Annotated in this window: 24 protein-coding genes and 1 other RNA gene; 9 read left to right on the forward strand and 16 right to left on the reverse strand. The window is 50.9% G+C overall.

The genetic code is table 11. The features are described 5' to 3' along the window. Nucleotides 1–415 precede the first annotated feature (415 nt). The 6 genes from gabT to smpB all read right to left on the reverse strand — a co-directional run bounded on the left by gabT (nucleotide 416) and on the right by smpB (nucleotide 7213). Nucleotides 416–1696: a 4-aminobutyrate--2-oxoglutarate transaminase gene (gene gabT / locus D9597_RS02805; RefSeq protein ID WP_130221568.1), complete on the reverse strand. Its 1281-nt coding sequence runs from the start codon at nucleotides 1694–1696 to the stop codon at nucleotides 416–418. A gap of 13 nt (nucleotides 1697–1709) precedes the next feature. Further along, entirely contained in the window at nucleotides 1710–3158 is a 1449-nt protein-coding gene (gabD, locus tag D9597_RS02810) for an NADP-dependent succinate-semialdehyde dehydrogenase (protein ID WP_130221569.1), read from the reverse strand. Nucleotides 3159–3180: 22 nt separating this feature from the next. Further along, nucleotides 3181–4449, reverse strand: coding sequence for an L-2-hydroxyglutarate oxidase (lhgO, locus tag D9597_RS02815; protein ID WP_130221589.1), 1269 nt, complete (start codon nucleotides 4447–4449; stop codon nucleotides 3181–3183). A 19-nt stretch (nucleotides 4450–4468) separates the two neighbouring features. Beyond that, nucleotides 4469–5446 (reverse strand): glutarate dioxygenase GlaH, encoded by a 978-nt coding sequence (gene glaH / locus D9597_RS02820; protein ID WP_130221570.1) that lies wholly within the window; start codon nucleotides 5444–5446, stop codon nucleotides 4469–4471. Between the two features lie 707 nt (nucleotides 5447–6153). After that, nucleotides 6154–6516: a transfer-messenger RNA gene (ssrA, locus tag D9597_RS02830) on the reverse strand. A 214-nt stretch (nucleotides 6517–6730) separates the two neighbouring features. Next, complete coding sequence (smpB, locus tag D9597_RS02835) at nucleotides 6731–7213, reverse strand: SsrA-binding protein SmpB (protein WP_000162574.1); 483 nt, start codon at nucleotides 7211–7213, stop codon at nucleotides 6731–6733. Nucleotides 7214–7383: 170 nt separating this feature from the next. On the opposite strand from smpB, the gene ratA reads away from it, so the two are divergent. After that, on the forward strand, nucleotides 7384–7821 hold the full coding sequence (gene ratA / locus D9597_RS02840) for a type II toxin-antitoxin system toxin RatA (protein ID WP_001339419.1): 438 nt from the start codon (nucleotides 7384–7386) through the stop codon (nucleotides 7819–7821). After that, on the forward strand, nucleotides 7811–8101 hold the full coding sequence (locus tag D9597_RS02845; RefSeq protein WP_130221571.1) for an RnfH family protein: 291 nt from the start codon (nucleotides 7811–7813) through the stop codon (nucleotides 8099–8101). The genes ratA and D9597_RS02845 overlap by 11 nt, the downstream gene beginning before the upstream one ends. An 11-nt stretch (nucleotides 8102–8112) precedes the next feature. Here D9597_RS02845 and D9597_RS02850 read toward each other — a convergent pair whose 3' ends face one another. From D9597_RS02850 to nadK, 4 genes are all read right to left on the reverse strand, one after another. Continuing rightward, nucleotides 8113–8619 carry a ClbS/DfsB family four-helix bundle protein gene (locus D9597_RS02850; RefSeq protein ID WP_130221572.1) on the reverse strand — a complete coding sequence of 169 codons (507 nt, stop codon included), beginning with the start codon at nucleotides 8617–8619 and terminating at the stop codon, nucleotides 8113–8115. A gap of 64 nt (nucleotides 8620–8683) precedes the next feature. Further along, nucleotides 8684–9028, reverse strand: a complete 345-nt coding sequence (gene bamE / locus D9597_RS02855; protein WP_064529892.1) for an outer membrane protein assembly factor BamE — start codon at nucleotides 9026–9028, stop codon at nucleotides 8684–8686. A gap of 148 nt (nucleotides 9029–9176) precedes the next feature. Further along, on the reverse strand, nucleotides 9177–10838 hold the full coding sequence (gene recN / locus D9597_RS02860; protein WP_130221573.1) for a DNA repair protein RecN: 1662 nt from the start codon (nucleotides 10836–10838) through the stop codon (nucleotides 9177–9179). Nucleotides 10839–10923: 85 nt separating this feature from the next. Beyond that, complete coding sequence (gene nadK / locus D9597_RS02865) at nucleotides 10924–11802, reverse strand: NAD(+) kinase (protein WP_001059169.1); 879 nt, start codon at nucleotides 11800–11802, stop codon at nucleotides 10924–10926. Between the two features lie 122 nt (nucleotides 11803–11924). Between nadK and grpE the strand changes: the two genes are divergently transcribed. Then, nucleotides 11925–12518 (forward strand): nucleotide exchange factor GrpE, encoded by a 594-nt coding sequence (gene grpE, locus D9597_RS02875; protein ID WP_001296310.1) that lies wholly within the window; start codon nucleotides 11925–11927, stop codon nucleotides 12516–12518. 54 nt (nucleotides 12519–12572) lie between these two features. On the opposite strand, the gene D9597_RS02880 is transcribed toward grpE, so the two are convergent. Next, complete coding sequence (locus D9597_RS02880) at nucleotides 12573–13859, reverse strand: HlyC/CorC family transporter (RefSeq protein WP_010723175.1); 1287 nt, start codon at nucleotides 13857–13859, stop codon at nucleotides 12573–12575. A 20-nt stretch (nucleotides 13860–13879) separates the two neighbouring features. Next, entirely contained in the window at nucleotides 13880–14671 is a 792-nt protein-coding gene (locus tag D9597_RS02885; protein ID WP_024165303.1) for an inner membrane protein YpjD, read from the reverse strand. 166 nt (nucleotides 14672–14837) lie between these two features. Here D9597_RS02885 and ffh point away from each other — a divergent pair, with 166 nt between their 5' ends. The 5 genes from ffh to rplS all read left to right on the forward strand — a co-directional run bounded on the left by ffh (nucleotide 14838) and on the right by rplS (nucleotide 18338). Continuing rightward, on the forward strand, nucleotides 14838–16199 hold the full coding sequence (gene ffh / locus D9597_RS02890) for a signal recognition particle protein (protein ID WP_130221574.1): 1362 nt from the start codon (nucleotides 14838–14840) through the stop codon (nucleotides 16197–16199). 136 nt (nucleotides 16200–16335) lie between these two features. Then, nucleotides 16336–16584 (forward strand): 30S ribosomal protein S16, encoded by a 249-nt coding sequence (rpsP, locus tag D9597_RS02895; RefSeq protein WP_000256450.1) that lies wholly within the window; start codon nucleotides 16336–16338, stop codon nucleotides 16582–16584. Between the two features lie 18 nt (nucleotides 16585–16602). Then, entirely contained in the window at nucleotides 16603–17151 is a 549-nt protein-coding gene (gene rimM, locus D9597_RS02900; protein WP_130221590.1) for a ribosome maturation factor RimM, read from the forward strand. Nucleotides 17152–17181: 30 nt separating this feature from the next. Continuing rightward, entirely contained in the window at nucleotides 17182–17949 is a 768-nt protein-coding gene (trmD, locus tag D9597_RS02905; protein WP_000264781.1) for a tRNA (guanosine(37)-N1)-methyltransferase TrmD, read from the forward strand. A 41-nt stretch (nucleotides 17950–17990) separates the two neighbouring features. Then, complete coding sequence (gene rplS, locus D9597_RS02910; protein ID WP_000065253.1) at nucleotides 17991–18338, forward strand: 50S ribosomal protein L19; 348 nt, start codon at nucleotides 17991–17993, stop codon at nucleotides 18336–18338. Between the two features lie 76 nt (nucleotides 18339–18414). On the opposite strand, the gene D9597_RS02915 is transcribed toward rplS, so the two are convergent. The 4 genes from D9597_RS02915 to D9597_RS02930 form a co-directional block, all read right to left on the reverse strand. After that, a complete protein-coding gene (locus D9597_RS02915) occupies nucleotides 18415–18897 on the reverse strand; it encodes an OmpA family protein (protein ID WP_064529888.1) in 483 nt (160 codons plus the stop codon). Nucleotides 18898–18912: 15 nt separating this feature from the next. Continuing rightward, nucleotides 18913–20136, reverse strand: coding sequence for a diguanylate cyclase DgcN (dgcN, locus tag D9597_RS02920; protein WP_130217283.1), 1224 nt, complete (start codon nucleotides 20134–20136; stop codon nucleotides 18913–18915). After that, nucleotides 20129–20647: a YfiR family protein gene (locus D9597_RS02925; protein ID WP_130221575.1), complete on the reverse strand. Its 519-nt coding sequence runs from the start codon at nucleotides 20645–20647 to the stop codon at nucleotides 20129–20131. The genes dgcN and D9597_RS02925 overlap by 8 nt, the downstream gene beginning before the upstream one ends. A gap of 150 nt (nucleotides 20648–20797) precedes the next feature. Continuing rightward, nucleotides 20798–21160, reverse strand: coding sequence for a DUF2799 domain-containing protein (locus D9597_RS02930; RefSeq protein ID WP_130221576.1), 363 nt, complete (start codon nucleotides 21158–21160; stop codon nucleotides 20798–20800). Between the two features lie 211 nt (nucleotides 21161–21371). Here D9597_RS02930 and aroF point away from each other — a divergent pair, with 211 nt between their 5' ends. Beyond that, the gene (aroF, locus tag D9597_RS02935; RefSeq protein ID WP_130217289.1) at nucleotides 21372–22442 is read left to right on the forward strand and encodes a 3-deoxy-7-phosphoheptulonate synthase AroF; all 1071 of its coding nucleotides are present in this window, start codon (nucleotides 21372–21374) and stop codon (nucleotides 22440–22442) included. Nucleotides 22443–22447: the final 5 nt, after the last annotated feature.

Consider the following 22447-nt stretch of genomic DNA (forward strand, 5'->3'; position numbering starts at 1 on the left):
CCTGAATCCTCTCGAAAGTGTGTCACTTGGGAGAGCGCCCCGACATTTCCCGCGTCGGGTCACGCGTATAATTGTTATTGATTCTTTTTGCCGGAGAGCGGCTCCGCCTTATCCGGCCAACATAGATTTATTCCTGTTCACGTACAGATTGTCGGATGCGGCGTAAACGCCTTATCCGACCTGGATTCTCGTAGGCCGGACAAGACGCAAAGCGTCGCTTCCGGCATGGTGTGCCGATTGTCGGATGCGGCGCAAACGCCTTATCCGGCCTGGATCCCCGTAGGCCGGACAAGACGCAAAGCGTCGCCTCCGGCATGGTGCGCTGATTGTCGGATGCGGCGTAAACGCCTTATCCGACCTGGATTCTCGTGTGCCGGACAAGACGCAAAGCGTCGCTTCCGGCATGGGTACGGACCTACTGTTTCGCCTCAGCAAAACACTGGCTGATGATCTCCAGACCCTGATGGATCTGAGCGTCTTCAATGGTGAGCGGTACCAGGATGCGCAGCACGTTGTAATACGGGCCGCAGGAGAGAAGAATCAGGCCCTTATCGCGGGCGCGAGCCACGATCTCGGCGGTGAGTTTGGCGTCCGGTTTGTTGTGATCGCCATCTTCAAACAGCTCGATGGCAATCATCGCCCCCAGCCCGCGTACGTCGTCGATCTCCGGGTGTTTTTCGGCGATCGCCAACAATCCGTCTTTCAACTTCTGCCCCAGATCGTTGGCTTTTTGCAGCAGATTTTCCTGCTCGAACACCTTCAACACTTCCAGCGCTGCCACGCAGGCAATCGGGTTACCGGCATAAGTGCCGCCCAGCCCGCCTGGAGCGACGGCATCCATCACTTCAGCGCGCCCGGTGACGCCCGCCAGGGGGAAGCCGCCCGCGATGGATTTCGCAAAGGTGGTGAGCTCTGGTGCCACGCCCATCTGCTCCATCGCAAACAGCGTGCCGGTACGCCCCGCGCCGCTCTGCACTTCATCGGCAATCAGCATGATCCCGTGTTCGTCACACAGCGCGCGTAAACGCTGCATAAAGGCTGGCGTTGCGGCGTAGAAACCGCCTTCGCCCTGAACCGGCTCAATCACGATGGCGGCGATATCTTCCGGCGCCGCGTCATTTTTGAAGATCCGGTGGATGCTGGCGATAGCATCATCCTCGCTTATGCCGTGCAGCGGGCAAGGATAAAGCGCGCGATAAACATGGCCCGGCATCAGGCCCATCCCCGCAGAGTACGGATTCACCTTGCCGGTCAGCGCCAAAGTGTAATGCGTGCGCCCGTGATACGCGCCGCTAAAGGCGATGGTGCCGCTACGTTTGGTGGCGGCGCGGGCGATTTTCACCGCGTTCTCTACCGCTTCAGAACCTGTGGTGACCAGCAGCGTTTTTTTGGCAAAATCGCCTGGCACCTTCTGATTCATAATCTCGCACAGCTCAAGATACGGCTCGTAGGCCAGCACCTGGAAGCAGGTGTGCGACAGTTTTTTCAACTGCGCTTCCACCGCCGCAACCACTTTCGGATGCAGGTGCCCGGTATTGAGCACCGCAATGCCGCCCGCGAAATCAAGATACTCACGGCCTTCAACGTCCCACACCCGGCAGTTTTCCGCGCGGTCAGCGAAAATCGGGTGAATTTGCCCAACGCCACGGGGAATCGCCTGACTGCGGCGCTGCATTAACTCTTTATTGCTGCTCATTCGCGTTCTCCAGTTAAAGACCGATGCACATATATTTGATTTCTAAGTAATCTTCGATGCCATACTTCGAACCTTCACGACCCAGACCCGAGGCTTTGATACCGCCGAACGGGGCGACTTCATTGGAAATAATGCCGGTATTGATGCCGACGATGCCGTACTCCAGCGCCTCGCCCACGCGGAAGACGCGGCCTAAATCACGGGCATAGAAATAGGCGGCAAGGCCGAATTCGGTGTCATTGGCTTGCGCAATCACATCGGCTTCATCTTTAAAGCGGAACAGCGGGGCGAGAGGGCCGAACGTCTCTTCTTTCGACACTTTGGCGTTAGCCGGAACGTCCACCAGAATGGTTGGCTGGAAGAAGTTGCCGCCGCGTTCGTGCGCTTTACCACCGCAAACCACGCGCGCGCCTTTCTCCAGCGCATCGGCAATATGCTCTTCCACTTTTGCTACCGCTTTTTCATCGATCAGCGGCCCGATGGTAACGCCTTTATCCAGCCCGTCGCCGATGTGCAGTTTGCTCACCGCCTGCTGCAATTTTTCGGCAAAGCGGTCATACACGCCGTCCTGCACGTATAAACGGTTGGCGCAAACGCAGGTTTGCCCGGCGTTGCGGAATTTCGAGGCCAGCGCGCCTTCCACGGCTTTATCGAGATCGGCATCGTCAAAGACGATAAACGGCGCGTTGCCGCCGAGCTCCAGCGACACTTTTTTGATGTCTTTCGCGCACTGTTCCATTAACTGGCGGCCAATTTCGGTCGAGCCGGTAAACGACAGTTTGCGTACCAGCGGGTTGCTGGTCAGTTCATTACCGACCGCGCCTGCCGAACCGGTGACCACGTTAAACACGCCAGCCGGAATGCCCGCACGAATCGCCAGCTCCGCCAGCGCCAGCGCAGAGAACGGCGTCTGACTGGCGGGTTTCAGTACCATGGTACAGCCTGCCGCCAGCGCCGGACCGGCTTTACGGGTAATCATCGCTGCCGGGAAGTTCCACGGGGTGATGGCTGCGGTAACGCCAATCGGCTGCTTGATAACAATCAGGCGCTTATCGGCCTGATGACCGGGAATGGTGTCGCCATAAATACGTTTGCCTTCTTCGGCAAACCACTCAATAAAGGAAGCGGCGTAGCTGATTTCGCCTTTCGCTTCAGCCAGCGGTTTACCCTGTTCGAGGGTCATCAGACGCGCTAAATCGTCCTGATGCTCCATCATCAAATTGAACCAGTTACGCAAAATGTTGGCGCGTTCTTTGGCGGTGAGCGCACGCCAGGCGGGCAGGGCGCGGTTGGCGGCGTCGATAGCGGCGCGGGTTTCATCAGCGCCCATTTTTGGCACGCTACCCAGCTTGTCGCCGTTCGCCGGATTGGTGACGTCGATGACCTCGCCATTGTTAGCGTCCAGCCATTCCCCGTTAATCAACGCCTGCTGGCGGAATAAGTTACTGTCGTTAGGTTTCATTGTTACGTCCTGTTTTCAAAGGTTATTGATTAAATGCGGCGTGTAAGGCATCCACACTACGTGCCGCTCGCAGCGTGCGTCCGGGGTTACTCTGGCTTGCCAACAGCGTTTGTACCTTGCTGACAATATGCGCACCAATAGGAATTGCTGATGTCGCTGCCGGGGAGGGCGCATTGCAGGTGTGGATCGTGCGTGGGGTGGTGACAAACAGAAAATCGTCAATCAGCTTGCCGTCCGGCGATACCGCCTGCGCCCGCACACCGGCGGGCCAGGGCTGGAGATCGCTTAATGAAAGCCGGGGACAATACTTTTGCACCAGCCGCAGATAGCCGCTTTTGCACAGCGAGTTTTTCATCTCGCCCAGTCCTGAGCGTAGATGGTTTTGCAGCACCCGGCGAATCCCCGACGAGCCCAAAATTTCCAGCGTGTCGCTAAATGAGAAGTCGCGCTTGCGATAGCCTTCGCGTTTGAAAGCCAGCACCGCGTTTGGCCCGACGGTCACGCTGCCGTCGATCATGCGGGTGAGATGCACGCCCAAAAACGGCATTGCCGGATCGGGAATGGGGTAAATCAGGTGGTTAACAATGTGGTTATGCTCCGGCGCAAGGCGGAAATACTCGCCGCGGAACGGGCAGATAATAAAGCCAGGCTCGAGGCCGAGCATTTTCACCAGCCGGTCAGCCATCAGCCCGGAACAGCTAATCAGCGTCGATGCTTCATATTCGCCGCCCTGGCGGGTACGTATCACCACGCCGTTTTTATGCTCACTGAGGCCGCTGACTTCGGCGTTATAGATAATCTCACCGCCTCTGGCCTGGAAGATTTTTGCCATTGCCGCCGTTACTTCGCGGTAGCTGACAATGCCGCTGGACGGCACAAAAATACCGCCAAGCCCGGTGATATTCGGTTCGCGCTCGTGCAGTTCGTCGGCGTTTAACCACTCGCGCTCGATACCGTTCGCCGCCGTGCGTTCCCATAAGGCGCGCATCCGTTCCATTTCGAGTTCAGAGGTGGCGACCAGCATCTTGCCGCAGTTGTCAAAGCGAATGCCGTTTTGATCGCAAAAGGCTTTAGTGGCGCGGTTCCCCGCCAGGCAAAACTGCGCCTTCAGGCTACCGGGCGTGTAATAAACCCCGGCATGGATCACGCCGCTGTTGTGGCCCGTCTGATGACAGGCAGGGCCGGACTCTTTTTCCAGCAACGCTATGCGGGCGTCCGGATAGACATCAATCAGTTGCATGGCGGTCGACATGCCGATGATGCCGCCGCCAATAATCACAAAATCATACATCCGCTCAATTCCTTTGCGCTTACTGATGCGTCTGGTAGTGGTTAGTGGCGTAAGCGAAATAGCCACGCTGGCGCATCAGTTCGCGACGTAGATCCGGATGCGCGGTAAAGCGGTCGCGACCGTGCAGCCAGAACAGGTTGTTAATCAACAGGAATTTGCCAACGGGAACGGGAACAGAAAGAATGCCTTTGCTGGTTTCAATGGCGTCCGAAAGCTCGCTCAACCACACGCCTTCTTCGAAGTCTTTCGGCTGGACGAACTGGTCGATATAACGCATCACCGGGCGACCCTGCTGATCGACATCGAACACAGGATGGAAGACATCTTTGCTGACGTTTTTACTCGGCGGCGCGGCAAAGCGCATCGGACGACGCGCCAGCGGGTGGCGGAAAAAGTGGTCCAGATGTTCCCAGTCATCGAGATGCAGCAGCAGCGAATTTCCGCCCTGCATGTTCTGCTCGTCGATTTTCATCATCAGCACATAGTCGGTGATCTCTTCGACGTAGGTGCCGTCGTTGTGCAGCTCCATTACGCGGTGCGGCTGACGCAGATAGCTGTCTGAGTTATCGACATTTTTCACTACAAAACGCGCATAATACTGACCGCTCATGGCATCGAAATTGGAACGGCCAATCAGATGCGCCACCGCCGTTGCCAGCTTCACCATCTCATCCGCCTGCGCGACATCATCGACACCCACGGCGTTGATCAACAACGCACCTTCATCGCGGTTTAGCAACGTCTTCAACAGCAACGGTTGCAGCTGGTTCGTACAGAGATCGTCAAGAATTTTGCCTACCCGAAAACGCAGAAACGATTTGTACTCCAGCGCCTGCACGGGCCACTCGGCAACCTGCTCGAGGAACTGTTTGGTCGTCTGTTCGGTGAAGGTGAGTTCCAGCAGACGCGGGGATTGCGCCGACGGGGTGAGGGTGAATCCGCTATAGTCCTGGCCTGAATCGACAGCGTTATTTTGTACGGCGGTCAGTGCATTCATCAGAAGCGATCCTCTTATGAGATGTAGGGTGACATGGCGATGCTCATTTCGTAGCCATAATCTAAAAATATCTACATTTCTGAAAAATGCGCACAAAAGTTACATGTTGTTTTCTTATTGTGATCAAAAACAACAAATTAATAACAAAAAATGTAAGGGATAAGAATTGGGCTGAATATAAATATATAATTAAAACAATATATTAATTTCGGTTTTATCCAGTTTTCGACCGGATGGCATTTGTTTGCTCATTTGTTGAAATGCTATTTAAACTGCTTTTTCAGAGTTCGGAGTTACTTCAACTTACTGAGTTCCGTATCGACTAATGTGAGCAAGAACAATCCCATTCAACCGATGTTATTTGATGACATCGATAACAATCTTAATGAACAAACAGATTCCGGGAAGACTGGCTATGGAGGCTAATTTTTCTATTTCTGGCAACGGGTTAATGACAGTTACCATTTTTCGAGAAGCTGATACTGACCTGAGGGATGCTGTATATGTCTGGACTGTAATTGAATGGGGTTTACACACGATGGAATCTGGACCAATAAAAAAGCCCGCATCAGCGGGCTTTAATGTCACAGGGAGTCGCGACTCCGTTGCGTATCCTTTTTTGTCTCCTCACCGTCTGGTCGGTGTTCTGATGAGACTTCTAACTTCCTGTTTTTGTTGGTGTTGTGATAACACCATCCAATCATGATTGGTGGAGCTGGCGGGAGTTGAACCCGCGTCCGAAATTCCTACATCCTCGGTACTACATGCTTAGTCAGTCTTTACATTCGCTTGCCAGCTGCGGACAGACACGCCACTAACAAACTAGCCTGATTAAGTTTTAACGCTTCAACCCCAGGCAGGGCTTCCACGCGATCTCTTTTGGGTTTGACCTCTCTTGATCCCCGTCCTAAGAGCGGAGGCTAGGGAGAGAGGGCTCTAAGCAGGTTATTAAGCTGCTAAAGCGTAGTTTTCGTCGTTTGCGACTATTTTTTGCGGCTTTTTACGAGGCCAACCGCCCCTCGGCATGCACCTTGGGTTTCGCAAATCCCGTCGAATCCAGAATCAGCCCCAATGTGTAACGTTAAGTATACCAGATTTTTGAGCGCCATGACTAGCCCCAAAGGCGTTATCATCCTGGAATTAGCGCCTGCATAGTATGATTTTTCTTCGATTAAGCAATGGGATGGCTACATCAGTGTCAGATTTGACAGTCGACAAGATGTCCATTCGCGCCACCGGATAGGGAGGCGCGGTGAAGATTTGATTAGTATCGCTTATATAGGTTTAACGGTGCGCGTTTTTCATGATACGTGCTTTATCAACCTGCCATTCGCGTTCTTTGATATCAGAACGTTTATCGTGTTGTTTCTTACCTTTCGCGACGCCGATTTTTACTTTGCACCAGGCATTTTTCCAGTACAGGGAGAGCGCCACTACGGTATAACCTTCACGGTTCACTCGGCCATAGAGAGAGTCAAGTTCGCGCTGGTTGAGAAGCAGTTTGCGGGTGCGAGTAGGGTCGCACACCACGTGCGTGGAAGCCACTGCCATCGGCGTGATGTTTGCTCCAAACAGGAACGCTTCTCCGTCGCGCAGAAGGACATAGCTGTCGCTAATATTGGCTTTTCCTGCGCGCAGGGATTTAACTTCCCAGCCTTGCAGGGCAAGTCCCGCTTCGAACTCTTCTTCAATAAAGTATTCGTGACGGGCGCGCTTGTTAAGCGCGATGGTCGCTGAACCAGGTTTATGTGCTTTTTTCTTCGTCATAAGCGTCGTGAATCATCGGTAATCTGAAATCGAAAATACCCCATATCAATCCTGCGGGGGACAAGGCTCTATCTTAGCATGAACCGGATGTTACCCAGCGTCGGGATAGCGTTTTTTTTACGGCAGGATAAATGATATTATTTGTTGGATTTTTGTTGATGGAAATTGTTATGCCTCAGATTAGCCGGACCGCACTGGTACCCTACAGCGCGGAGCAAATGTATCAGTTAGTGAATGACGTTCAGTCTTATCCTCAGTTTTTACCAGGGTGCACTGGAAGCCGGATTCTGGAGTCCACTCCTGGGCAGATGACCGCTGCGGTAGATGTGTCTAAGGCTGGGATCAGCAAAACGTTTACTACCCGCAACCAGTTGACCAGTAACCAAAGTATTCTGATGAGTCTGGTTGATGGACCGTTTAAGAAATTGATCGGCGGCTGGAAGTTTACGCCGTTGAGCCAGGACGCGTGCCGTATTGAGTTTCATCTCGACTTTGAGTTTACCAATAAGTTGATTGAACTCGCCTTTGGTCGCGTGTTTAAAGAGCTGGCAGCTAATATGGTGCAGGCTTTTACTGTTCGTGCAAAAGAGGTCTACAGTGCCAGGTAAAATTGCCGTTGAGGTTGCTTACGCATTACCCGAGAAACAATACCTGCAACGGGTAAGATTGCAGGAGGGCGCGACGGTTGAAGAAGCAATTCGCGCCAGTGGCTTGCTGGAATTGCGTACCGATATCGATTTAACTAAAAACAAAGTCGGCATTTACAGCCGTCCGGCAAAACTGAACGATACCGTGCATGATGGCGATCGGGTGGAGATTTATCGTTCTCTCATTGCCGATCCGAAAGAGCTTCGCAGGCAACGAGCAGAAAAATCAGCGAATAAATAGCAAATCTATTGTCAGAATTGTTTTAGTAGGGCGTTCAGACGTGTGCTTGCATTTCTATAGGGTGATACAGTATTAAATTGGATCATTCGGCCACGCGTCCATTTACCGTACCAGGGATGATGGTATAACTCGTTATCGCTGTAGCGTTCCACTAGCGATTTGAGTTGCTGATGGTTGGTTTCTAACATTTCGCACAATTGGGACCATGATGTGACATGGGAATAATTAGCGTAAAATGTCTGCGCTAGTTTCCCAAGTTCATTCCACTTATGGTCTTTAGCCGGAAAATCAATGGGGATTCCTGCTTCTTCTTGTCTGTGCCAGATAAGAACCTGCTCTCCCCAACCTATTAGATAGCTTACCAGGTTAGCCGCACTCATCACAGTGCCGCTGGCATGCCCTTCCATTGTGATGAGAAAAGCTTTTTCTTCTGGAATGCGAGATAACTTTTTTGTAAGTCCATTCCATGATTTTTCCATTTCCTGCAACAGTGCAGCTTTGCTTTCTGGTACAGACATAGGATCCTCCTATGAAAAAGGTGCTCATTGAGCACCTTTTTTTAATCGCTATAAACAGCAAATTTTATTCGTTGCCAGTCAGCGCGGGTTTGTTATCAATGTTGGTCAACACACCGCTACTGTTAAAGGTCAGCGTCAGCGTTTGCTGTGTTACACCTTCATGGCCTGGTTGCTGACGGAACACATAGAACCAGGTATTCGTACCAAATGGATCGGACATCAGCGGTGTACCCAATGCGTACGCAACTTGTTGTTGCGTCATGCCAACACGTATTTTGGATACGTCGTTAGCGGTCAGATAGTTCCCTTGGTTGATGTCAGGACGGTAAACCACTCGCTCCAGAGTGGAACAGCCTGCGGTCAACATCAATAGTACTGCTGCTGCAGCAGTCAGCGTTTTACAGCGCATAGTGATTTGATTCCTTTTCGGGCCCGAGCAGTACGTGGCTCATCTGTAATATGCCGATGATAATAGACCTTTCATCACTTTAAAACCTTTTGCTTTCCGGTCTTACGGCGTTTTGCTGTTTACTCTGACCGTAAAGCAGGAAAAAAGTTTACGCCGCAAGCAGTTCTTTCGCATTCGCCAGTGTGTTACGTGTGACTTCACTGCCACCAAGCAGGCGCGCCAGCTCCTGTAACCGCGCTTTTTTGTCCAGCGACTCCATATGAGTTTCGGTCATCGCGCCATCGGTTTCTTTGCTGACAAAATAGTGTTGATGACCGCATCCTGCGACTTGCGGCAAATGGGTAACACACATCACCTGGGTTGATTCGCCAAGCTGACGTAGCAGTTTGCCGACAACTGCCGCTGTTGGACCGCTAATCCCTACATCCACTTCATCAAAAATCAGTGCCGGGGTTTCCATTTTACGCGCAGTGATGACCTGGATTGCCAATGCGATGCGGGACAACTCACCACCGGATGCGACTTTGGCAATAGGCTGCATTGGCTGACCTGGGTTGGTGGTTACCCGAAACTCAATACGATCGGCACCGTCAATGCCCAGGTGATGCTCGTCAAATTTAACATCAATCGTAAACTGCCCATGCGGCATAGAGAGTGCATGCATACTATCGGTGATCAGTTGTGCCAACTCATTTGCATAATGCTGGCGTTGCTGGTGTAACGCGTGTGCCGTTTCCAGTGCTTGCTGATGATGTTTCGTTACCGCCAGCGCGAGCGTTTCTTGTGAGTCGGCCTGATCGTCCAGTTGCTGCTGTTCTTCCAGTAGCGACTGGTAATACTGTGGCAATGCCTCAGGGCTGACGTGATGTTTACGTGCCAGCGAAATTTGTTTTGAGATGCGCTGTTCAAGTTCAAACAGTCGGTTGGGATCGAGATCCAGACGATCGCAGTAGTGGCGCAGTTCGTCGCTGGCTTCAGAAATCTGGATGGTAGCTTCTTCCAGCATATCAAGTACGCCGGACAGTTTGCTGTCCATGCCAATCAATTCGCTCACCAGTTGTTTAGCCGTGTAAAGCTGACTTTGCAGGTTTGCGTCTTCACCGTCGGCCATTAATGCCAATGCATTTTGACTGGTAGTCAGTAATTGACCGCTGTTCGCCAGACGTTTGTACTCTTCGTCAATTTGCTCAAACTCTCCGGGCTGCGGATTAAATTCGTTAAGTTCTTTTAATTGGTATTGCAGCAGTTCCGCACGGGCGGCGCGTTCCTGACTTAGTTGTTGATGGTGCGCGAGGTCGCGGCAGCTTTGGTGCCACAACTGATAACGTACGGTCATTTCCTGGAGCAGAGAGGTTTCATTGGCATAGCCATCAAGCAGGAATTTTTGGTGCTCGGATTTGGTGAGTAATTGATGAGCGTGCTGACCATGGATCTGAATCAGCAACTGACCCAGTTCGCGCAGTTGTGACAGAGGAACAGCTGTACCGTTGATGAAACCACGGGAGCGACCATCGCTACTGATTACGCGACGAAGCAGGCATTCACGGCCATCTTCCAGTTGGTTTTCTTCCAGCCAGCGCAGAGCCGCTGGCGTATCTTTCAGTGAAAAACGGGCGCACAGGTCAGCGCGAGCAGCGCCGGTACGCACCATGTCGGCTTCAGCGCGACCACCGAGACAAAGGCCGAGGGCATCTATCGCAATAGATTTACCCGCGCCGGTTTCACCGGTTATTACGGTCATGCCGCTGTGAAAATCAATCTCAAGCTCACGAACGATAGCAAAGTTGCTGATGGTCAGTTGTGCCAACATAGTCGTTTTCCTGTATGAAAAACCATTACTGTTATTGTGTACAGTATAAACTGGTTTTATATACAGTAAAGAGGCTGGCGTAAAATTAGAATAATTTTTTTGACCAGCCGAGCTTGGTGCTTAATGTATTGAAATAGCTGTAATCTTTCGGATGAATCAAATTCAGATGATAATCACAGCGACGAATCAGGACATCTTCACCTTCCTGAATCGGCAGTGCTATCTGGCTGTCGCAACTGATTTCCAGGTCGTTACGGCGATGCGAAAAACGCAGACGGATCGTGCTGCTGCTGTTTATGACCAGTGGTCGTGCTGACAACGTATGCGGGAACATGGGCACCAGGGTAATTGCATCCAGAGAGGGTGTCAGAATAGGACCGCCCGCAGAGAGGGAATAGGCAGTGGAGCCTGTTGGCGTTGAAATAATTAGTCCGTCAGATCGCTGAGAAAACGCAAAGATTTCGTCGATATACACTTCGAACTCAATCATATGCGCCACTTTGCCTGGATGAAGTACCACTTCGTTAATCGCAGTGCTGATGCGTTTCTGGCAATCTTGCTGACAGACTTGCGCTTCCAGCAAAAAACGTTTCTCGCTGATGTAGTGGCCTTCCAGCACATCGGCTAATTGTTGCTGGGCGTTATCGGGGTCAAGGTCAGTCAGGAAACCCAGATTGCCACGGTTGATTCCAATAACTTTAATATCGTAACGGGCGAGTGTGCGCGCCGCGCCCAGCATATTACCGTCGCCACCAACGACTACCGCGAGATCAGCCAGTTGCCCAATCTCCGCGAGCGTGCCAGTTTTCACATTCTTCAGTTGCAGTTCGTGAGCGATTTGTTGCTCAACGATGACCTCGTAACCTTTTGTGCACAGCCAGCGGTAGAGCATTTCATGTGTTGTCAGTGCAGTAGGGTGCCGTGGGTGTCCCACAATGCCAATACACTTGAAATGATTATTCATTTTTCCGAGGTCCTTGTTGCGAAGATTGATGACAATGTGAGTGCTTCCCTTGAAACCCTGAAACTGATCCCCATAATAAGCGAAGTTAGCGAGATGAATGCGAAAAAAACGCGGAGAAATTCATGAGTAGTAAAGAACAGAAAACGCCTGAGGGGCAAGCCCCGGAAGAAATTATCATGGATCAGCACGAAGAGATTGAGGCAGTTGAGCCAGAAGCTTCTGCTGAGCAGGTGGATCCGCGCGATGAAAAAATTGCGAATCTCGAAGCTCAGCTGGCTGAAGCTCAGACCCGTGAACGTGACGGTATTTTGCGCGTAAAAGCCGAAATGGAAAACCTGCGTCGTCGTACTGAACTGGATATCGAAAAAGCCCACAAATTTGCGCTGGAGAAATTCATCAACGAATTACTGCCGGTGATTGATAGCCTGGATCGTGCGCTGGAAGTGGCTGATAAAGCTAACCCGGATATGTCCGCGATGGTTGAAGGCATTGAGCTGACGCTGAAGTCGATGCTGGATGTTGTGCGTAAGTTTGGCGTTGAAGTGATCGCAGAAACTAACGTGCCGCTGGACCCGAATGTGCATCAGGCTATCGCAATGGTGGAATCTGATGACGTTGCGCCAGGTAACGTACTGGGTATTATGCAGAAAGGTTATACGCTGAACGGTCGTACGATTCGCGCGGCGATGGTTACTGTAGCGAAGGCAAAAGCTTAATTTCTGTTTTCGTAATAAATCACGGCCCAGCATGCGAATGCCGGGCCGTTTTTTTTACTCCGCCACACTCTCGCGCAGCGGTTTCACAGGAAAAACTTTTACCTGCTTAATCATATTGTCCTGTACGTCGAGAATATCGATATCGTACTCGCCAATACGCACGCGGGTGCCTGCAACCGGGATCTCTTCCAGTGCCTCAAGAATGACGCCATTAACCGTGCGGGCATCATCTTCCGGTAGATGCCAGTTAAAGGCTTTGTTGATTTCCCGCACGTTGGCAGTGCCATCAATAATCACCGAACCGTCGTTTTGCGGCGTGACTTCTTCGGCAAGTGTTGGCGACATCGACGTAGTGAAATCGCCGACAATCTCTTCCAGAATATCTTCAACCGTCACCAGCCCCTGAATGTCTCCATACTCGTTGACGACCAGGCCGACTTTCTTTTTGTTGCGCTGAAACTTTACCAACTGCGTGCTGAGCGGCGTACCTTCGGGCACAAAATAGATCTCGTCCGCGGCGCGCAGCATGGTTTCTTTGGTGAACTCTTTTTTCTCCGACATCAACCGCCAGGCTTCACGTACTCGCAGCATACTGATGGCGTCGTCCAGCGAATCACGGTAGAGCACGATGCGCCCGTGAGGTGAGTGGGAGAGTTGGCGCAGAATCGATTTCCAGTCATCGTTGATATCAATACCTATAATTTCACTGCGCGGCACCATGATGTCATCAACGGTCATTTTTTCCAGATCGAGTACCGAAAGCAGCATATCCTGATTGCGACGGGAAATTTGTGAGCGCGATTCGTGCACGATGGTGCGCAACTCTTCTTTGCTCAAAGAGCCGCTAACCACAATATCGGTTTTGATGCCCATCATGCGCATTAACATGCGGGTAATAGCATTCAGCAACCAGACCAGCGGCATCATCAAAATTTGCAGCGGTGCTAACAGAAAACTACTCGGATAAGCGACTTTTTCCGGGTACAGCGCGGCAATGGTTTTCGGCAATACTTCAGCAAAAACCAGTACGACAAAAGTCAGCACACCAGTCGCAATTGCCACGCCCGCATCGCCGTACAAACGCATCCCAACAATAGTGCCGAGCGCGGAGGCAAGAATATTGACCAGGTTATTGCCGATTAACACCAGGCTTATCAGGCGGTCTGGCTTACGCAGCAATTTTTCGACCCGTTTGGCCGAGCGATTACCCTGTTTTGCCATATGCCGCAGACGATAGCGGTTGAGGGTCATCATTCCGGTTTCGGACCCGGAAAAATAGGCTGAAATGACCACCATGATGATCAGAATAATGATCAACGTAGTAGTAGAAATGTGTTCCAGGGGAAACTCCTTTTCTGGGTTTAGCTGATTAACTGCTGGACAATTCGGCTGCCGAAATAGGCCAGTGTCAGAATGACTGCACCCGCAACGTTAAACCAGACGACGCGGCGTCCACGCCATCCTTCATGATAATGTCCCCACAGCAGCACAATATAGACAAACCACGCCACGATAGAGAGCACAGCCTTGTCGATATTTTCCATGCTAAATAAGTTGTGCATGTAGAACAGGCCAGTGCAAAGAGTAAGCGTTAACAGCACCACGCCAATCTGCGTAATGTGGAACATTTTACGCTCGATACTCATCAATGGCGGCATTTCCTGACTGAATGCCAACTTCTTGTTCTTCAGTTGGTAATCAATCCATGCCAGTTGCAGCGCATACAGGGCGGCGATAATTAGCGTGGCATAGGAAAAGAGCGATAAGCCAATGTGCACCAGCATCCCTGGCGTTGCTTCCAGATGGGTGATGTATTCATTGGGCATGAAGGTCGCCAGCGCCAGGTTGATAAGCGCAAAGGCATAGACAATGGGTAGCAGCAACCAGCCACGATTGCGAGAAGCCACAATGGTCATTACCGTACAGATCATCAAACTGACCAATGAACCAACGTTCAGCAGGCTGAGGTTTTGTCCGCTATCACCGTCGGGCAGGATGCGGGCTTCCAGAGCGATTGCGTGGCAGACCAGCGCGATGACCGCAGAAATAATAGCCATGCGCCGCCAGCCGCCGTTTTTTTGCAGCAGACCGGGAACAATCAGCGCAAGACTGACGGAGTAGGCGACAAGCGCGAGCAGAGCAAAAACGGGCATAGTAATGTCGACAGTTTGAGCAATAAGAAAGAGAAGCAGTATAGCGTCAGGTGAACGCTGCTCCAACCGTTGCATAACAACAAAGACGCCTTCATGTTATACTGCGGCAAAATACTGATGATGTGTCGCGATTGCGGCCAACCGTTTCCACCCCAGGCGAGAGACAATGTTTGATAATTTAACCGATCGTTTGTCGCGCACGCTGCGCAATATCAGTGGCCGTGGACGCCTCACTGAAGACAACGTAAAAGATACGCTGCGCGAAGTGCGCATGGCGCTGCTGGAGGCGGACGTCGCTCTGCCGGTAGTGCGTGAGTTTATCAATCGCGTAAAAGAGAAAGCGGTTGGTCATGAAGTTAATAAAAGCCTGACGCCGGGGCAGGAGTTCGTCAAAATCGTCCGTAACGAACTGATTGCGGCGATGGGCGAAGAGAACCAGACCCTGAACCTGGCGGCGCAACCGCCTGCGGTCGTGCTGATGGCGGGCCTGCAAGGTGCCGGTAAAACAACCAGCGTGGGTAAACTCGGTAAGTTCCTGCGCGAGAAGCACAAGAAGAAAGTGCTGGTGGTTTCTGCCGACGTTTATCGCCCGGCGGCAATCAAACAGCTTGAGACGCTGGCAGAGCAGGTGGGCGTTGATTTCTTCCCTTCCGATGTTGGTCAGAAGCCGGTAGATATCGTTAACGCGGCGCTGAAAGAAGCCAAACTGAAATTCTACGACGTGCTGCTGGTGGATACCGCCGGTCGTCTGCACGTTGACGAAGCGATGATGGACGAGATCAAACAGGTCCATGCGTCGATTAATCCGGTTGAAACCCTGTTTGTGGTTGACGCCATGACCGGTCAGGATGCCGCGAATACCGCGAAAGCCTTCAACGAAGCGCTGCCGCTTACCGGCGTAGTGTTGACCAAAGTGGATGGCGATGCCCGCGGCGGTGCGGCGCTCTCTATTCGTCACATCACTGGCAAACCGATCAAGTTCCTCGGTGTTGGCGAGAAAACAGAGGCGCTGGAGCCGTTCCACCCGGACCGTATCGCTTCCCGTATTCTCGGCATGGGCGATGTTCTGTCGCTGATCGAAGATATCGAAAGCAAAGTTGACCGTGCGCAGGCAGAGAAATTAGCCAGCAAGCTGAAAAAAGGCGACGGCTTCGATCTCAACGACTTCCTTGAGCAACTGCGGCAGATGAAAAATATGGGCGGCATGGCTAGCCTGATGGGCAAGCTGCCGGGCATGGGGCAGATCCCGGATAACGTCAAGTCGCAGATGGACGATAAAGTGCTGGTGCGTATGGAAGCCATCATCAACTCGATGACGATGAAAGAGCGCGCTAAGCCAGAAATCATCAAAGGTTCGCGTAAGCGTCGTATCGCTGCCGGTTGCGGTATGCAGGTGCAGGACGTTAACCGCCTTCTGAAGCAGTTCGACGACATGCAGCGCATGATGAAGAAAATGAAGAAGGGCGGAATGGCGAAGATGATGAGAAGCATGAAAGGGATGATGCCACCGGGATTTCCTGGTCGCTAAATGACCTTATGCGACAGAGTTATTAACTGCTGATTGCATTTTCTCCAGAAATCAGTAAAATTTTCGGGCTTTTAATATGACACCGGACTCCGTTCCTCGATGGGGTCCGGTTGTTTTATTCACACAAGAGGATGTTATGGTAACTATTCGTTTAGCACGTCACGGCGCTAAAAAGCGTCCGTTCTACCAGGTTGTTGTCGCTGACAGCCGTAATGCACGCAACGGTCGCTTCATCGAGCGCGTTGGTTTCTTCAACCCAATCGCTAGCGAAAAAGAAGAAGGCACTCGCCTGGATCTGGATCGCATCGCTCACTGGGTTGGCCAGGGCGCAACTATTTCTGATCGCGTTGCTGCGCTGATCAAAGAAGTAAACAAAGCAGCTTAATCTGTCACGGTGGTCATGATGAGCAAACAACTCACCGCGCAAGCACCTGTTGATCCCATCGTTTTGGGAAAAATGGGTTCGTCTTACGGTATTCGTGGGTGGCTCAGAGTGTTTTCTTCCACCGAAGACGCCGAAAGCATTTTTGACTATCAGCCCTGGTTTATCCAGAAGGCGGGTCAGTGGCAGCAAGTCCAGCTGGAAAGCTGGAAGCACCACAATCAGGACATGATCATCAAGCTGAAAGGCGTTGACGATCGTGATGCGGCGAACCTGCTGACGAATTGTGAAATTGTCGTGGATTCATCGCAACTGCCTCAGCTTGAAGAGGGCGACTACTACTGGAAAGACCTGGTGGGCTGCCAGGTAGTAACCACTGAAGGCTACGATCTCGGTAAAGTCGTCGATATGATGGAAACCGGATCTAATGACGTTCTCGTCATTAAGGCAAACCTGAAAGATGCGTTTGGTATCAAGGAACGTCTCGTACCGTTCCTCGATGGGCAGGTTATCAAGAAAGTCGATCTCACTACTCGTTCAATCGAAGTAGATTGGGATCCTGGTTTTTAAACCACCGGATAAACGGTAAAAGACGGCGCTATGTGGATTGGCATAATTAGCCTGTTTCCTGAAATGTTCCGCGCAATTACCGATTACGGGGTAACTGGCCGGGCAGTTAAAAATGGCCTGCTGAGCATCCAGAGCTGGAGTCCTCGCGACTTCACGCATGACCGGCACCGTACCGTGGACGATCGTCCTTACGGCGGCGGACCGGGGATGTTAATGATGGTGCAACCCTTGCGGGACGCCATTCATGCAGCAAAAGCCGCGGCGGGTGAAGGCGCAAAGGTGATTTATCTGTCACCACAGGGACGCAAGCTTGATCAAGCGGGCGTCAGCGAACTGGCAACGAATCAAAAATTGATTCTGGTGTGCGGTCGCTACGAAGGTATAGATGAGCGCGTGATCCAAACCGAAATTGACGAAGAATGGTCAATCGGTGATTACGTTCTCAGTGGTGGTGAGTTACCAGCAATGACGCTGATTGACTCCGTTTCCCGGTTTATTCCGGGAGTACTGGGACATGAAGCCTCGGCAACGGAAGATTCCTTTGCTGAAGGATTGCTGGATTGCCCGCACTATACGCGGCCTGAGGTGTTAGAAGGGATGGAAGTTCCGTCAGTGTTACTGTCGGGCAACCATGCCGAGATACGTCGCTGGCGTTTGAAACAGTCGCTGGGCCGTACCTGGCTTAGAAGACCTGAACTTCTGGAAAACCTGGCTCTGACTGAAGAGCAAGCAAGGTTGCTGGCGGAGTTCAAAACGGAACACGCACAACAGCAACATAAACATGATGGGATGGCGTAAGCCCCCGAGATATCAGTTTACCCAGGATAAGAGATTAAATTATGAGCAACATTATTAAGCAACTTGAACAAGAGCAGATGAAGCAGGACGTACCTTCCTTCCGTCCGGGTGATACCGTGGAAGTGAAAGTATGGGTTGTTGAAGGTTCCAAAAAACGTCTGCAGGCATTCGAGGGCGTGGTTATCGCTATTCGTAACCGCGGTCTGCACTCTGCATTCACTGTTCGTAAAATTTCCAACGGCGAAGGCGTTGAGCGTGTCTTCCAGACTCACTCTCCGGTAGTTGACAGCATTTCTGTCAAACGTCGTGGTGCTGTTCGTAAAGCTAAACTGTACTACCTGCGTGAGCGTACTGGTAAGGCTGCTCGTATCAAAGAGCGTCTTAACTAAGATTTCGCTTAAGCGACATCCTGTTAAGAAGGGCTGGCCAATTGGCTGGCCCTTTTTTTATTTATTGAAATTGCGTTTACGGTGCACTAATCACCACAGCGACGCGACGGTTCTCGGCGCGACCCTGTGCGGTCTTGTTACTGGCGATGGGGTATTTTTTCCCTAAGCCCTGAGTGGTGAGATTGCTGCGAGGAATTTGCCCACCTTCTGCCCACGCATCGGCGACGACATTTGCCCGCTTCAGCGATAAAGCTTCGTTGTAACTGTCTTCGCCGTAATTGTCGGTATGTCCATCCATACGGGCATGGGTTAAGCCTGTGGAGGTCAGTTTTGCGGCCATGGTCTGGATCTGTTGCTGACTTTCCGGGAGCAGTTTGTAGTCATTTTTAGCAAACAGAATGGTATCAGATAAGCCCAGCGACCAGTCGCCAGCGGATTCAGTAAAACCATAAGACTGCATAGCGGCGACTTGTTCTGGAGTAAACTTCCCTTGTGGTGACTGGCAGCCAGTCAGTATCAGTGAAGAGAACACCAGGGGAACTACCAGTTGCTTTATCATGTAGATATTTCCTTGTTATTTCACCAGCTTTTTAGCGCGCTGGTGTTTGGCCTGATACATATTATGGTCGGCCAGCTCTTGTAATTTTTCGGCGGAGACGTGCTCAATGGTCATCGCGTAACCAATGCTTAATGTCATAGTGGTTTGATGGCCATTATTAAGATCGAATGGTCGATTAAAAATTTGTGTCAGTGCCGTGCAAATCCGCTGCACTTCAGATTCCGACTGCACGCCATAGAGGACCATAGCGAATTCATCGCCGCCAATGCGGTATGCCTGATGTCGCAGCCCACCAAATTCAGCTAATCGTTTTGCCACTTCAATCAAGACCTGATCTCCCGTCGCATGACCCCAGGTATCATTGATATATTTGAAATTATCGCCATCAAGAAACAGTAATGCCGACGTTTTTCGGGCATCGGAACTGTTCATCAACGTGTTGATGCCACTACGAAACGCTGCGCGGTTAGCCAGCCCGGTTAATGGGTCATGTAGCGCGGTACGTAGAAGCTGCGCATTTTTGGCCTGTAAGCGAAGCTGCCACTCTTCCATTTCATCCAGCAGACTGTTGAAGTCGAGAGCGAAGCGGTGAAACTCTGCGATACGTTCTTCCGAAACTCGTCGGGAAAAATTGCGGTTGGAACGCACATCATGTACGACATCGGTGATGTTTTTTAACGCTTCAACCAGACCATTGTGCAAATGGCGGGTGAGGGTAATCGCGATGCCTGATGCCAGCAGAATACATGCAGTCAGGACAGCGAGTGAAAACCAGATAAAATGGCTAATTGAGCTGTCGCGTGCGGTTAACTGCACTTCGCCAATAGTTTCGCCATTGTGGCGAATCGGCTGAATGACGGGAGCCGGAAAGAGCCAGTGGCTAATGAAATTACTGAAGGTATCTCCCGGTTCTCTGGCAGTGTAGTGCCAGGAAGCAATAATGTTTTGCTGATTATCACGCACTTCTGCGGTTGAAAATTGGCCTTGCTGACCTAGTGCGGCCAGAGTTTCTGTTGCTGCAGGACCATCGGCAAAAACGACCGCAGCTTCCAGGCTGTAAGTCATTGTCGCAGCGGTTAGTGCCAGGTTTTTTTGCGCGTATTGTTTCAGGGTTAGTACTGACGTCACGGAAAGCAGCAGCCAGATCAGCGTCATAGTGATAAATATGCTGGTCATGCTGATGTTGCGTAATGCTCTTTTAAACGTGGGGCGCTTATGAAGAGAATTATCGTTATCCATCGTTTTTCTTCCGTGCGAGCATTAAGACATCCGGGTTGACCTTAACACCACTACGCGATAAGGCATCCAGGTTTACGGCAAACCTGACGTTATTATTGTTGATGACCAGACAAAATGCGCTGCCAATAATGCACTCGGTATTTTGTTCGGCAATTAATAATAACGCCTTAGACGGATATTGTTCGATTAATTCTGTCTGGAATGTCGGTGACTCGCTGCCAAAATAAAAACCATTGCAGCCTGAAATCATCGCCTCTTGTTTGTTGTTAACGATGACAGGCAGATAAGGCAAAGGCGTCGCACCTTTCTCTTGCAGGGCGGTGCTAAATCGTGAAGATGAAAAAATACATAGTCTTGGTGGACCAGATACCGTCGGCCAGCGAGTGTAGCTTACGATACCGGAAACCATTAAACGCACATTTTTCGCAACGTCAGTGGTTTCCTGAGCGAGTAATGGCGCGCCTGCCAGAAGGAATAGCAGCAGTAAGAACAGTAGGTGAGAAAAGCGCATTCAGGGATCCTCACCATCTTCGCTCGAAACGCATCGAAAATTTTTCAGAATGTTTATTAAAATATCATTCTTTTGTGTAGTCGTCATCCAGAAGAGAATTAAAAATCGAATAAGTTAAATCTTATGATTAATTTTGTGGTGGGATTTAAATTAATTAAGTCTCATCGTGCGGGCATTTTCATCAGCTCCTTTTTGCCATACTTCATGCAATTGGCTGGCATTTTCTACATTGTTGCAGCTGGCAGGGAAACTTTTACCGGAAAGCCCTCGGGCATAAGTAAAATCGACCTGGCAGGTTTTCTTTTGCCCTTCGGCATATCCTTTAAGATATATCCCCCGATCAGCCTGTGAATCGTTAAAAGCATCGTCATTTTTTATAGCAACGCCTGATATCGCATCTTCCATACCAACATCATACCAGTCAGTGCTGGTCAAGGTTGGTGCGTGAGTATAGGGATCAATCTGACAGCCGCTAACAACCAAAGCTAACAAAGGGGCGATAAAGTGTTTCATTGTTTTTTCTCCTTTTTCAAAGCATAGCGGATTGTTTTTATTGTGCGTGTAAATTTATTTGTACATTTATTGGTGGTTAAAACGTATCTGAATTGCTGGTGTAAAATATTATTTACGAAATATGGATTGAAATCTTTACTTGTTGTGATATCGTTGCGTCATCCTCGCTGAGGATCAACTATCGCAAACGAGCATAAACAGGATCGCCATCATGCAAAAAGACGCGCTGAACAACGTACATATTACCGACGAACAGGTTCTGATGACCCCGGAACAGTTGAAGGCAGCTTTTCCATTAAGCCGACAACAAGAGGCCCAGATTGCTGATTCGCGTAAAACTATTTCAGATATCATCGCCGGGCGCGATCCCCGGCTGCTGGTGGTGTGTGGTCCTTGTTCCATTCATGATCCTGAAACTGCACTGGAATATGCTCGTCGATTTAAAGCCCTTGCCGCAGAGGTCAGCGATAGCCTCTATTTGGTGATGCGCGTCTATTTTGAAAAGCCCCGTACCACTGTCGGCTGGAAAGGGTTGATTAACGATCCACATATGGATGGCTCCTTTGATGTTGAAACAGGATTAAAGATTGCACGTAAGTTGCTGTTGGAACTGGTAGATATGGGATTACCGTTGGCGACGGAAGCGTTAGATCCAAACAGCCCGCAATATTTGGGTGATCTATTTAGCTGGTCGGCAATTGGTGCTCGTACCACGGAATCGCAAACGCACCGTGAAATGGCATCCGGGCTTTCCATGCCGGTTGGTTTTAAAAACGGCACTGATGGCAGTCTGGCAACGGCAATCAATGCTATGCGTGCCGCTGCACAACCGCATCGCTTTGTTGGTATTAATCAGGCAGGACAGGTGGCGCTGCTACAAACTCAGGGTAATCCGGACGGACATGTGATCCTGCGTGGCGGAAAAGCACCGAACTATAGCCCGGCGGATGTCGCGCAATGTGAAAAAGAGATGGAACAGGCGGGACTGCGCCCCTCACTGATGGTAGATTGCAGCCACGGTAATTCCAATAAAGATTATCGCCGTCAGCCTGCGGTGGCAGAATCCGTGGTTGCCCAAATTAAAGATGGCAATCGCTCAATTATTGGTCTGATGATCGAAAGTAACATCCACGAAGGCAATCAGTCTTCCGAGCAACCGCGCAGTGAAATGAAATACGGTGTATCCGTAACAGATGCCTGCATAAGCTGGGAAATGACCGATGCCTTGCTGCGTGAAATTCATCAGGATCTGAATGGGCAGCTGACGGCACGCGTGGCTTAAGAGGT

This window comes from Escherichia sp. E13S3, assembly GCF_004212325.1.
Classification (GTDB): domain Bacteria; phylum Pseudomonadota; class Gammaproteobacteria; order Enterobacterales; family Enterobacteriaceae; genus Escherichia.